At 43.9% G+C, this 14,516-nt stretch carries 6 protein-coding genes; 2 read left to right on the top strand and 4 right to left on the bottom strand.

Going from position 1 to position 14,516, the window contains the following annotated elements; all coding sequences use genetic code 11:
- Positions 1-171 precede the first annotated feature (171 nt).
- A complete protein-coding gene (locus ACE1CM_RS28085) occupies positions 172-7,611 on the top strand; it encodes a CHAT domain-containing protein (RefSeq protein ID WP_374882151.1) in 7,440 nt (2,479 codons plus the stop codon).
- 308 nt (positions 7,612-7,919) lie between these two features.
- Here ACE1CM_RS28085 and ACE1CM_RS28090 read toward each other — a convergent pair whose 3' ends face one another.
- The 4 genes from ACE1CM_RS28090 to ACE1CM_RS28105 all read right to left on the bottom strand — a co-directional run bounded on the left by ACE1CM_RS28090 (position 7,920) and on the right by ACE1CM_RS28105 (position 12,888).
- Positions 7,920-8,744: a DUF928 domain-containing protein gene (locus ACE1CM_RS28090; protein WP_374882152.1), complete on the bottom strand. Its 825-nt coding sequence runs from the start codon at positions 8,742-8,744 to the stop codon at positions 7,920-7,922.
- Between the two features lie 31 nt (positions 8,745-8,775).
- Entirely contained in the window at positions 8,776-11,079 is a 2,304-nt protein-coding gene (locus tag ACE1CM_RS28095) for a CHASE2 domain-containing protein (RefSeq protein ID WP_374882153.1), read from the bottom strand.
- A 185-nt stretch (positions 11,080-11,264) separates the two neighbouring features.
- Complete coding sequence (locus tag ACE1CM_RS28100) at positions 11,265-12,242, bottom strand: DUF1822 family protein (RefSeq protein WP_374882154.1); 978 nt, start codon at positions 12,240-12,242, stop codon at positions 11,265-11,267.
- A 19-nt stretch (positions 12,243-12,261) separates the two neighbouring features.
- Complete coding sequence (locus ACE1CM_RS28105) at positions 12,262-12,888, bottom strand: hypothetical protein (protein ID WP_374882155.1); 627 nt, start codon at positions 12,886-12,888, stop codon at positions 12,262-12,264.
- Positions 12,889-13,317: 429 nt separating this feature from the next.
- On the opposite strand from ACE1CM_RS28105, the gene ACE1CM_RS28110 reads away from it, so the two are divergent.
- Positions 13,318-14,127, top strand: coding sequence for a helix-turn-helix domain-containing protein (locus ACE1CM_RS28110; RefSeq protein WP_374882156.1), 810 nt, complete (start codon positions 13,318-13,320; stop codon positions 14,125-14,127).
- Positions 14,128-14,516: the final 389 nt, after the last annotated feature.

Below are 14,516 nucleotides of genomic sequence, written 5' to 3' on the forward strand. Positions count from 1 at the left end.
GGTGACCCTCACAAGTTGCCCCAATTCGCTCTAGATAGTATCGCATCTGACAGTTGCGTAATTCATGAAGATTTTTATCAACTTTATGCGCTATCATCCCCATCAGGGACAATAATCGGGTAGTGATTCCGCTTTCTAGGTAAAATCAGTCAAAATTGGGGTACTGGAAAGATGGAAAGAATTTGTTGGCGAATGGCGGCATTAAAGGCAAATTCTACAGCTTTGACCTTTTTGCTATTTCCAATCCTGACAGTAGCGATTGGCACATTATCCACACCAGCTAGCGCCCAATCTATTATTCCAGCACCAGATGGCACGGGGACTATTGTCACACCAGAGGGGAATCGAATTGATATTACAGGCGGACAGAGATCCAGAGATGGTGCCAATTTATTCCACAGCTTCACTAGATTTGGCTTGAGTGCTGAACAAATTGCTAATTTTTTATCTCAGCCCGATATCCAGAATATCTTGGCGCGGATTAACGGGGGAGAAGCTTCGTTTATTAATGGTTTGATTCAAGTTACTGGTGGCAATTCTAACCTGTTCTTGATTAACCCGGCTGGGATTATTTTTGGTTCTAATGCTAGCTTGAACGTCCCCGCTTCTTTTATTGCCACTACTGCTAACGGGATCGGTTTTAACAACAATTGGTTTAATGCCATTGGTAACAATAAATACGCCGATTTAGTCGGGACGCCGAATGCTTTTGCTTTCACGATGAGTCAGGCAGGAGCAATTGTCAATGCTGCTCATTTAGGGGTGGGGATGGGTCAAGATTTAACCTTACTAGCTGGGACGGTTGTTAATACGGGAACGCTATCAGCACCTAGTGGGAATATCACCTTGGCAGCGGTACCAGGAGAAAGCATCGTGCGTTTATCCCAGCCAGGATTTGTGCTGAATTTAGAGATTCAACCCCTAACAACTGTTGGAAATAAACCACAGAATTGGACATTGCCGATATTATCTTTACCGCAATTGTTGACTGGGGGAAATGGAGGTCATGCCACGGGAGTGACGGTTAATCCGGATGGTAGCGTGCAATTAACAGGTTCTGGAATTCGGATACCGACAGAAGGAAAGACAACTATAGTATCTGGCAGTATCAACGTATCGGGAGAAACTGGCGGTAGGGTAAATGTTTTAGGCGATAAAGTTGGGCTTGTTAGTGCCAATATCAACGCTTCTGGGACAAATGGTGGGGGTAATGTATTAATTGGCGGCGATTTTCAAGGTAAAGGTACGGTACCGAATGCGTTACAAACGTTTGTTAGTAGCGACTCGGTAATTGCTGCGGATGCACTGCTTAATGGGAATGGGGGAAGAGTTATAGTTTGGGCTTCGGAGATTGCCAACATACATGGAACGCTGACAGCACGGGGAGGAACTGTTTTCGGGAATGGCGGGTTGATTGAAACCTCTGGTAGGCAATATCTCAATGTCACCAGTACGCCTAACGCGATCGCTTCTAATGGTACAGGTGGTACTTGGCTGATCGATCCAATTAATATCACCATTGTGAATGGTGGTGGCGGTGCAATTGGTACGAACACCGTCGATGTTGCTAACATTAACACCGCGCTCAATAGTGGCACCAACGTCACTATCGCAACGAATATCGGTGGCAGCGAATCGGGCAATATCACTCAGAATAATGATGCACCAATCGACAAGACAGCAGGTAGAGATGCTACTCTCACATTGCAGGCAGAAAACAACATCACCCTCAATGCCAACATTACTTCCAGTAGCGGCAAGCTGAATGTGGAACTGTTTGCTGACAATGACAAAGCGCAAGGCGGCGCTATCATCATCAACAATGCCACGATTAATACAAATGGTGGCAATTTCACAGCAAATGGCGCGGGAGATAACACCCGCGAGATTACCTTTCCCATAGGCATCACTCTCAACAACAGCACGATTAACGCCAATGGTGGCAATATTGAGCTGACTGGTACGGGTGCAGAAGGTAAAGACAGCCGTGGCATTTATCTTGACAACGGCGCGGTGTTGTCAACTCAAGAATCGGGAACTATTACTCTCAAAGGCACTAGCGGTGGCGGAACTGGAATTGATAGTAATTATGGCCTATTAATTTTGGGAAGTTCTAGGATTTCTTCGGTGAATGGAGATATAGAACTGACTGGTACTGGTAATGGCGCTGGAAACAGCACTTACGGTATTTTGCTGAGTGAAAATAGCACTGTAAAAGCAACTGGAACTGGGAATATTACTCTGACTGGCAATAATAACGCGACGGGTGGCAATAACGACGGCATTGCGATTACCAAAGGCGGCGAGGTGGTATCCACAGGAACTGGGAATATTACTCTAGATGGCAATGGCGGAAAAGGAGCAGGTTTGAATTATGGGATAATTCTGGAAGCCACAAGCTCTAGGGTGGCTGCGGCAAATGGAAATATCCGCCTAATTGGAACTGGTGGGGGGACTGGAGATAACAATCACGGCATTTTTCTCCAAAATGGCGGCGTGGTGGAATCGACGGGAAAGGGAAGCATTACCCTCACAGGAACTGGTAGTGCTGCGGGGAAAGATAGTAATGATGGGATAAGAATTGAAGGTGCAAATTCCAGGGTGACTGCGGTTGATGGCAATATCAACATGAGTGGAACAGGTAAGGGGACTGGTAACGAAAATCGCGGCATTTATCTTGTCAATAGCGGTGCAGTGGAATCTCAAGGAAAGGGGATTGTTAATCTAACGGGGACTGGCAGTGTTGCTGGGATAGATAATAATGATGGGATAAGAATTGAAGGTGCAAATTCCAGGGTGACTGCGGTTGATGGTAATATCAACCTGACTGGAACAGGTAACGGGACTGGCATATCTGTCAACGAGGGAATTGACATTTTCAACTTTGGCGCAATCGCATCCACTGGGAAGGGATCGATTACCCTGACTGGCGTTGGTGCCAGTGGTGCAGAAGGGATTCGCTTGAATGGCGGGTTGATTAACCCGACTGGAACCGGCAGTGGTACTGTTACCTTAATAACTGATGAAATTAACATCCCCGCAACGCCGAATCCTGATACTTCTGCCACTACGAAAATTGGAGGTAGTGGTAGCTTTGAGTTGCAACCGCTAAATCCTGGTTTGGGTATTACCGTTGGTGGTAGCTTCAGTCGCCCCGACGCTGAACCCGACGCAGACCCACGCTTAAATTTTGATAGCAACGAACTCGCCACTTTGCAAGATGGGTTCGAGCGAATTATTATTGGACGGGAAAATGGCAGTGGTGCGATCGCTATTGACAGCGCCGGTGTCACGTTCAATCGTCCAGTCACGATTGTGTCGGGTAATGGTGAGATCGCTGTCAATGGACAAATTATCGCCAAAGGTAACGCCTCGATTACCCTCAAAGCTGCCACAACTACCCTGAATGCAGGCATCACTACAACAAACCAGAATATTCTGATCGAGGGTAGTGTTTTACTGGGCGCAGATGTCATTCTTAGCACTGGTTCTGGTGCTGGCGACATCACGCTTTCTGGCGCAATTGACGGCGCAAGTCTGCTCAATATTGACGCTGGCACTGGGAATGTAACATTTAACGGTGCCATTGGCAGTAATAGTCCCCCAAGCAGTCTAATTATTGATGGGCAGAATGTGAATATTACCTCGCCTACAACTGTTGCTGGCAATATCGACATTGATGCCACGGGTACGCTTAATTTAAACAATACAGTAACTACCACCAATAACGGCAGCGTCACTATTACTAATGCAAAAGACCTGACTTTAGCGGCAGATAACTTCAAGCTTGATGGCGCTTTTACCCAAGATGGTCAAGGTACTGTCTTGATTGCAGGGAATTTGAATACTACCAACGACGACATCAAGTTTAGCGCTCCAGTTACCTTGACAGGTAAGACTATATTCAATCCGGGAACTGGTGCGATCGCTTTCAATTCCAGTTTGACGGCAGGTAGTAATCCCCTGACTCTAAAAGCAGGCGAAATTGATTTTACAGGACCAGTTACTGGTAGCAATACTCTGGTGCTTGAACCAGCAACGCCAGAACAAAATATTGCCATTGGTGGTTCTATCCCAGGTGCATTGAATCTCACAGCGGCAGAAATAGCCGCTATCCAAGATGGCTTTAGCTCGATTACCATCGGACGAGATAATGGCAGCGGTATCATTACATTATCCAACCCGATTTCTGTCAGCGATCCATTAACAATTCAGTCACCATTAGGCTCTATTTTAGTGAATGGTGCGATTGCAGGAAACGATAACGCCTCTATTACCTTGAATGGCAATACAACTTTAAACGCAGACATTACCACCGCTGACCAAAATCTCACTATCAATGGCAATACCACCCTCGGTAATAATATCAACCTCAGTACAGGTGCGACAGGCGGCGGCGATATTTCACTCAATGGTACGGTTGATGGCAGTAATAATCTCGCCTTGGAAACAGGCACGGGCAATATTATTTTAAATGGCGCAGTTGGCAGTAATACCCGCTTGGGTAACTTGACAATTAACAGTGCTGGCAACGTACAAACTCAGTCTATTACATCTGCCAGTATTGCCCAAATTGCAGGCACTGGCACGACTAGCTTGGGAAGTTTGAACGCTAACACTGCCGCAGGTATTACTCTAACAGGTAATATTTTTAACCTGAATGGGGATATCAACGCGACTAATAATGGCGGGTTGACAATAAATAATAATAGTTCGATCAATATTGCTGCTACAAGAAACATTAACTTGGATGGTGCGTTCAATCAAATTGGTACGGGAGGAGTCTTTACAGCGGGAAATATTACTACCACCAACGATGATATTCGCTTCAGTGGTTCAGTAACGCTGACTGGAAATGCTACGTTTAATCCTGGACTAGCTGCAATCGCGTTCAATTCCACCCTAAATACTCAAAGCAACCCCCTCACCCTTACCGCTAGCGAAATAGACTTTGGCGGTACTGTTTCCGGTACAAATACCCTCGTGCTGCAACCTGCAAATCAGGAGCAAAATATTACCATTGCAGGTTCTATTCCCGGTGCTTTAAATCTTACCGCCGCTGAAATAGCTAATCTGCAAGATGGATTTAGTTCGATTACTATTGGACGGTCAGATGGTAAGGGGACGATTACTGTTAATACTGCTACATTTAATGACCCAATAATTATTCGAGGGGGGTTGGGTGCGATCGTACTCAACGGCACAATTATAGGTACGGGTAACGCCTCGATTACTCTGGATGCCGCAACAACAACCCTCAACGCCAACATTACCACAGCCAATCAAAATATTACCGTAGGGCGCAATGTGGTGCTGGGTTCAGATGTCACATTAACTGGTGGCGATATTATCTTTAACGGCGCGGTAAACGGCACGAGAAGACTGATTTTAGATGCTGATGGTAGCATTCAATTTAGCGCGGGTGCTGGGTTAGAAACGCCGCTATCGGGGTTAGAAATTAGTCGCGCCCAAACTATTTTTATCGCCAAAGGTATCGCTACTGCTAACAGCGACCTCACGTTTAATAGTCCGATTGTTCTTACAGAAAATACTAGCTTTAGCACGGGTACGGGAAACGCAAATATTAACTTTAACAGTTCTATTAATAGTGAAGCGAATGAAGCTAATAGCTTGATTGCCACAACTGGCGGCGATCTTCGTGCGGGGGATATTACCACGAATGGTGGTGCGATCGCATTAACCAGTCGCACCAGAACCGTGCAAACTGGTAACCTAAATTCATCAGGAGTAACAAGCGGGGGAACTATTACTGTTTCTGCTTTTGACAGCATTACCACAGGCGCTATCAACTCTAGTTCTACTACTGGTAATGCTGGTAACGTCACCCTTGACCCGGAAAATGATATTCAAGTTGTTTCTATCAATGCCCAAGGTGGTAATGCGGGCAGTGGGGGAATTGTTGATATTACAACCGAGCGATTTTTCCGCGCCACTGGTACTTTTACTGATAGAAATGGTATAAATTCAAGCATTTCTACGGCTGGTGGCTCGGGAAGCGGTTCGGTGATAATTCGCCATGATGGAGGCGATCGAAGAACGACTTTTAATGTCGGAAATGCCAGCATTAACGGAACAGCAGGAGCGATTACGACGGGGGCGGAAAACTCTATTTTGCCCCTGAGAATTTTTCCGGGCAGATACACCCAAGAGATTATTCAAATTATTACTTCAGACCGGCTAGTTATTGAGCTTTACAACTCAACAATACAGCGGGAAAATCCCCCAATACAGGAAGCGATCGGTCAAATTCCTCCCGTGGTAATTGACGCAGTTGTGGCGGTTTTGGAAGAAACTTTCACGCGGCAGTATGAAGCATATTTCGGGCAAAATCCCCCAATTTTTATCAAAACTATAGAACAAATTCGCGCACAACTTCGAGAAGCGGAAAAAGCAACTGGCGTGAAAACAGCGCTGGTGTATATCGCTTTTGGTCGCGGAGAATTGGGAATAGAAGCGCTATTAGCCTCGCCACAAATGCTGCAAATGGGATTAGAAACAACGGCACTCAAGCAGATAATTTCGCAATTGGTAAACCCGAATCCGAGCGTTCGCGACCCCATAGAATTAGTATTGGTGACGGCAGAAGGGGAACCGATGCGTTGGCGAGTTGAGGGAGTGACGCGATCGCAAATTATAGCCGTAGCTAGGGAATTGCAAATTGAAGTGACCGATCGGGCAAACATTAACACAACCAGCTATTTACCTCCGGCACAGCAACTCTATCAGTGGTTGATTGCACCATTAGAAACCGAGTTGCAACGGCGAGGCATTGACAATCTGGTGTTTATCCCAGATATTGGTTTGCGATCGCTACCTTTCGCTACCCTGCACAACGGTCAGCAATTTATTGTAGAGAAATATAGCGTTTCTCTCATGCCCAGTTTCAGCTTAACTAATCCCCGTTACGTTAATCTGAAAAATGCTTTTGTCTTGGCAATGGGTGCATCGCAATTTACTAACTTATCTCCCTTACCAGCTGTCCCAGTAGAATTGAATACTATTACACCGCAACTGTGGCCTGGAAATAGTTTTCTCAACCAAGATTTCACTTTAAATAATCTCAAATTGCAACGAGATAGGCGATCTTTTAGCATCGTACACCTGGCAACTCATGCCGAATTTCGGCCTGGAAACCCCAGCAATTCTTATATCCAATTTTGGGATAACAAACTGGGATTAGACCAAGTGAAATCAATGAAATGGAATGACCCTCCCGTCGATTTATTAGTGTTAAGTGCCTGTCGCACGGCTTTAGGAAGTGAAGAAGTGGAATTGGGATTTGCCGGACTCGCCATGCAGACGGGAGTACAATCGGCAATAGCCAGTTTATGGTATGTGTCAGATGAAGGCACTTTGGGACTAATGACAGAATTTTACGAACAATTAAAAACGGCTCGGATTCGTGCAGAAGCACTGAGACAAGCACAAGTTGCGATGATTCGGAAACAGGTTTATTTAGAAACAGGAAACTTATATGGCCCTGTAACATGGGGTATTCCTTTGCCAGCACAACTGCGACAATTGGGGGACAAAGATTTATCTCATCCCTACTATTGGGCGGCTTTTACTATGATTGGAAATCCTTGGTGATTGCTAATTGCTAATTGCTAATTGCTAATTGAGTATAGCAAGATGTAAATGTAGGGTGCGTTAGTGTTAACGTAACGCACCAACAAGCCTAGTGAATGTAGGGTGCGTTAGTGCTAACGTAACGCACCAACAAGCCTAGTGAATGTAGGGTGCGTTAGTGTTAACGTAACGCACCAACAAGGGTAGTTAATAAAATTCTGCTAAAGTTGCTTTTATATGATGTCCGGTAAATCACCCATAATTAAAACTCAGAGCGTCCCCCTATCCCCGCGTCAGGAGCGTCAGTCCTAACTAAGGGGTAAGTCCTGTTATTGAGATGATTGTACTACAACACTCCCAACGATAGGCTGTTTAAGTTTTTGCGGGTCTAAGTCATCGCCTTCAATACCTTTCAATTTGAACAGGTTAATCCACTCATCAGTGAGTTTAGTATTTGTAGGCTGGGTGATGCGAAGCTTGGTTAGACTGTCTAGAGCATCGTACCAAATGAGATGGTTGGTATAGATGGTGTACTCCGGTTCTGTTTTTGCCTTCAACTCGCTCTCAAGTTCGGGAGTTGGCTTAACTCTTTGCACCCATCCTTGAACTAATATTCCTGGTTCTAAGCTAGGCTCAGAAACAGATGCTTCTTGCTGCTGACAAATAACTTTGAAAAACCAAACATATTCTTTGTCAATCTCTAAAGGTGCTTTCGTAGAGGGAATGCTGAAGCTAACCAACCCTGGCGTTCTAGGCAAGGTGAAAGGAATGCGAAATATCTCTTTATTTCCTTCTTCTTTCAAGACAAATTCTCCAGCGCTCGCTTGTTGGGAAGAATAAGGAACGTAAAACCACAAAGTAGGACGATCGGCAACTGTTTTGCCCCGGTTAATAATAGGCATCAAGGCTGTGAGTGGTGGATTTGTATATGGGCAGGGGCTGCGGCTTGCACCTCCGGTTCGATTACCCGAACTTGGTATACCGTCTTCTGCAAAGTCGCGTGAATTCTGATTTTTTATCTGCGATTGTTGTATGAATAAGTTGTTAATTGGTTGGTGAAATTGCGCCCAACCTCGTGCCCGAGCGCTGGTCAAACTAACAAATGCCCAGGTGATTGTAAAAAGAGATGTTATTGGATATCGCCATAATTTCATAACTCAAATATCCTAAATTTGTAGATGCTTATCAACCTGGTTTTTCTGCTTTCATGTAAGCCATTACCGCCAGACCAATGACTAAAGCAAACACCGATGGAACCAATGGCATCCAACCCCCGTTTAGCAACATAACAAAACAGATTCCGCATAAGATAAAAATTGTTGCACTGCCAGCCAATACTAAACGTAATGATGACCGGATGTATCCTGTTAATATTCCCACTAAAGACCAACTCCAAACCCAAATAATTTCGCCCGAAGCTGGCAACCACCATAACAATGGACGCCGGTCTAAAACGGCACTGAGGATTTGGCTAACCATATGTGCTTGAATAATTACCCCTGGCATTTCTTCAGATGCTCGAATTGTCGTGTAAGGTGTGGGAAAATAATCTTTAAAACTGGGGGCAGTTGTGCCAATTAAAATAATGCGATTTTTGACCAGATTGGGGAGTTGGGTAGAGATGCGATCGCTCAAAATTTCACTTAGGGTAATTTGCTGGGCAACGACTTGGGAAGCACGATAATTCAGCATAATTTGATAACCCCGCGCATCAATTTGTTGATAGCCACCCGCATCTGTTTCTAATTTCTTAAAAACGACGCTGCCAATCTGCAAATCTTCATCCTGGTTTCGCTGAGATTGAATTCCCTTTGCCGCTAGATAAGCTTCTGCGACTCGCAAGCTAAAGGAAGTATCTGTGGCACAAAAAGATTTAGGGTCAACAGTCATCCCCAATAATTGGCGACGAATTACTCGATCGGGGTCAACTGGAATGTCACTAAAACTTAAGCGAGATTTTGGCATTCCAGGCGGTGGTCTAGTACCGGAGTGGTCTTTATTTCCACCCACTTCGCATACAGCAATAAAGCGCTGATTTTGTTTCATATAATTGGTTAACTTTGCATATTTCTGCTCTACAGGAAAATCGCGATAAATATCCAATCCAATCGCTTGCGGTTGATGCTGTTGTAGTTTTTCTAACAGTTTCGCCAGGGAACGATCTGATATTGACGCACCTCTTCTTTCCTGGGGATTCTGATTTTGTACGTCGTTTTCTGTCACGGTTACTATCAAAATGCGCGGCTCGGGTTTTTCAGGAGGTCGCCAACTCATTAAATAATCAAAAGCTGACAATTCTAATGGTTGTAAAACTCCCAAATTTCGCACTCCCATAATGGATACAGTCACCAATATACTGGTTAACAATACTGTTTGAATTCGTGTCGAAATCGGTAAGCTGTTTCTTAATCCCCGCGATGTTTGCCAACTAAACGGTTCTGTAGCGGGATTCTGACAAATAACGGGTAACCAAGTCGCGCAAGGATATTTTTTTTCTAGTTTTTGCAGTCTTTCTCTAGCTTCTCGCACCGACGCATATAAAGATTGTTCTTCTAAAAAGAATGCGACCAGAAAATACTTTAAAAAAGCATGAGCGATCGCATCCGGTACGGGTTCTCGCATTGCGATCGCTTGCGGAATATGCAACTCTTCTAAAGACTTGACTAAACCCAATCCATCACAAGAGTTAAAAATTGCTAATTGCAAACCGCGATCGATTGCTTTTTTAAGTGCGTGTCTTAATTGATCGAGGGTTAAACTCTCAGTTTTATTCAGTCGAATCAGACCTTGTTCTTGACTCGAACTATGACCGGCAAAAAACAGGATATCCCAATCTTGCCGCAGTCGGTCATCTAAATCTTCTGGTTGCGGTTCGACTAAAAATTCTGTTTCCACTCGCCGGGATAATTGCGACAGAAACATCCTGTCTTTTTCTATGTCAATTCCCGTGCGATCGCCAAACACAGCTAATATTCTAACTTTCCCATATCTTCTTTTACCCGAATCGTCCGGTTGTCTATATTCTGGCGCACTCAAGGCTACTTCTGCTTTAGGATAGTCCTCAAAAAATTTCCACAAATGCCAGGGAATTCGCCGCAATAAGTTATCGTTGGTTTCAATAATAAATCGAATTTCTTCATCCGGGTCTAATTGCGTTCGCAATCGCTGATCGATATTGCGAAACGATTCGGAATTCAGCCAAATATTGATTTTATTGGATAACTGCTGACATAAATCTCTGAACTCGATTTGAGAAACATTGGTAACATCTGTCACCTCAATTTCAATCCGGGGACACAAACGGCTACACAGTGCTTCGTAAAGCAACTGCCAAGATCTGTAGAGTTTAGAAATTTCTGGTGCTGCGGGTAAGCACCCCGTACACCTCATCGGCAAGCGAGCGCCATAATTCCAAACCTGAGCGCTAACGGCAGGAAAGCCGTTGTACAAGTCACCATTTGCCAAGTTTAGGACGACTAATCTACTCATGCGATGGACAAATTTGAGCCTCGATCGTTTGCCAATTGCTAATTGCTAATTGCTTATTGCTAATTGCTTATTGGATTCATTGGTGGTTTAATCGTGACAATTACCCATTACCCATTACCAGCTTCGTTCGATGTAACTAGCAACTTACGTTATTATATACTAATAATCTCCCAAACTCAAGACATTTATATGACAAAATCCTCCGTTACACTTGCCTCGCCAAAGGTTAATTGAATCGCAAAACTTTCTCCGGGTAAACCCCGAAATCTTTTCAGTTGAATGTAATTATCTACACTTCGAGATTCAACTTCTTGGAGAATTTCTCCCGATTCTGAAAGCATACTGAGTTTTAGGTTAGGCGGCAGATAAGTTTCTCCTGGGATTGGATGAAGCTGCACTAAAATGCCTACTTTTTGTTCGGTTTCTGGTGTAATTGCTACCAACAGTGCTAGAGATAGATTTCCCAGTTGCAATCCTAAGTCAATCAGCTTCGCTCGCTTAATACTAGAATTGAGCGAGTGAGAATTGCTTCTGAGACTAAAGGCTAGATTCTGTTGTTCTGCTCCTAAAATTGTTTCAATTGATTGCCAACCTATCTCAAAGATATTTTCTAACCATTGACTCAATTGGATTTTAGATTTTGGCTCGTTCCCAAGCTTTTGCCTGGGAATGCAGATTTTAGATTGGGATGTTTTTGCTGTTAGATGTGCTAGTAAATCTTCGAGGGATCGCAGCTGTTCCACCGCTAATTCACCCGTCCCCGCAGTTTCGCTAAATCCCAGCAATGTCGCCATTTGCAGCGATTCGTCAAGCTGTACGGCAACATAACCAATCCGATCTGACCAAGCTTCTGGCGGGATGTCAATCGCCTGCATTTTTGGTAACACAGGACGACACTCTAACAACCCTATATGAGGAATTTCCAAATCAGCAACATCAGCAAGTATTTGCCTAATTGAATTACAACTATAACTCGCTGACCAATTGGTTTTAATTCCCATGCAGTTCAGGTAAAAATTCACTGCATACACCGCTAAAGTATTCAAATAAACCTGTTTGGCTTTCTGAGAATCGCTTTGCTGCCTCCAAAACTGTTTGGCTAGAGCGTGAGCATTCGAGCCAAGGGGAAGAGTAAAGGTTAAAGTTTCTGAGGAGTTTTTCATCTTGATTTGGCTCTGGCAATTACATATCTGTACAATATTCTTTTAGTTTTGCCGAAAATTTGTTTAAACAACGGTCATAAAATCTACTGACAGTTGAAATTTTCAGCTCGAATTCTGCTGCAATTTCTTTCCAAGATTTCCCTAAAAGCCTTCGCCTTGCTAATGCTTGAAAATTCGCTCTCGGATGATTTTCTATATGTTCCTTTTTGAAAAGGTTCTCCGGGTCTAACTCAATACACTGTTTAATTATTTCCGTCAAGCATGGATTAGATTCAGGTGGAGCAATTTCATCTAAATCAGAAAGGCTCATTCTTTGAATGTCTTGTTTGTCCATAATTTTGGGAATAGCTTCTTTAAAAAACCGTCGATCTAGCAGAACATTTACCCATGCCATTACTTCACCTCGCTCCGGGTTATACTTGTCAATATTTTGGCAAATATAAAGTAATAATTCTTGAACTGCTTCATCGTAAATATCCTCATAAACACCTGAAAAATTACCAGGCTGTGGGCGACAAAGCCTGCCAGAAGTTAAAATTCCATTCACCAATTGCCGCAGAGCTAGCTGCCTTAAGAGCGTCAGCGGTGGCTGTTGTTGAGCTGCTCGTGCTAGTTGTTTAAGCTGCTGATTTAGTTGAACATCCATTGACAACCCTGAATTTATCAGCTTCTATCTCTATCTCGGATTTTATTAGCCATTTTTCTGCCAAACCCTATTTTTCGTTATAAAACTTTGCAAAAAGCGCTCGAAGTGGATTGCCAGCGAAGTGTTGGAAAGCCTTAAGGCTGAGTTTGTGTAGCGGCAGCATTAATGCTGCCCGCACACTGCTGTCGAAGGTGTACCTTATGCGCCTGCTTTCCCGCTATAAGTAGCCGTTGCCGGGAGGCACTTTGTTACGTTTTGTAAGGGGTTGCAGAATTCTTGGGCTTTTGAATCCGAGTAATTGATATAGGAGCATGTAAGGTAGCAGCATTGGTGCTGCGATCGCTCCAATTTGACACGAGAATTTTAGGAATTACAGCGAGTTGGATTATTGGTTGTAGCAAAGCTATTGGGTATTTGGAGGAAAAAAAGGTGAAAAAAATTCTGGTGATCGAAGAATTAGCCGAAACCCGAAACTTTTTTCTAGAATCCCTTAAAGCTGAGGGGTTCGACACCATAGGTGCTGAGAACGCTCGGATAGCTATTGAACGGGTACAAGAAGAGTTACCCGATTTAATCATCAGCGAAACTATCACGCCGAAACTCGATGGTTACGGCGTCCTATCTACACTGCGGCAAAACCCGATTACTGCGATTATTCCCTTTATTTTTGTCACGGCGCGAAAAACTTGGACTGACATTCGTAAAGCCATGGAGTTGGGAGCAGATGACTATCTGACGAAACCCTGTACGATAGAGGAATTATTGAGAGCAATCGCCACCCGACTCGAAAAACAATCAACTCTCAAGCAGTGGTATGCCGTGGAACGCCAAAAAGCCCCAGAAAAATCTACTCATAACACCACTGCACAAGCGGAAATTAACCAGTTAATTCATCCTGCTGGCTCGCCAATGGGTGAGGTTTTCAAATTCATCGAAGCCAATTATCAGCAACCCATTAGTCTAACTGAAGTCGCCCAAGCAGTTGGTTACGCGCCAGCTTACTTAACCGATTTAATGCGACGCCAAAGTGGTAAAACAGTTCACCAGTGGATTGTTGAACGACGAATGACAGCTGCTTGCTCTTTGCTTTTGGAAACTAATCGCTCTGTGGAAGAAATTGCAACAGCAGTAGGTTATTCCTATACGGGATGTTTCTTTCGACAGTTTCGTCTCAGCTTTGAAATGACTCCTAAAGCTTGGCGCAAGACACAACTAGAACGACAATCTGGTAATGGGTAATGGGTAATGGGTGATTGTCAGGATTTCACCACATATATAGCGGGTTGCAAGTTGCTTGAATACACCTGTTGTAGGGGCGGGTTTTACCAACCATTCATTGGAGCCACGAAATATTTTGTTAAACCCTTCCTTTGCTGTATTCGATCAAGTCGCAACCCGCTATAAATCCAATTACCAATTACCTATTACCAATGACCACCGCCAAAGCTGAATTACTTAAATGAGAAAGCAAACAAGTTTCAGGAGAAAGTAAATTGCCATAAAGCTTGCGTCAAATACCAAAATATATGCGCGAATTACTGAAATGAGAAAGCGAACAGGCAAAAGCAGAAAGCAGATTGCCATAAAGCTTGCGTCAAATACCAAAATATATGCGCGAATTACTGAAA

This window comes from Microseira sp. BLCC-F43 (genome assembly GCF_041929235.1).
Taxonomy (GTDB): domain Bacteria; phylum Cyanobacteriota; class Cyanobacteriia; order Cyanobacteriales; family Aerosakkonemataceae; genus Microseira.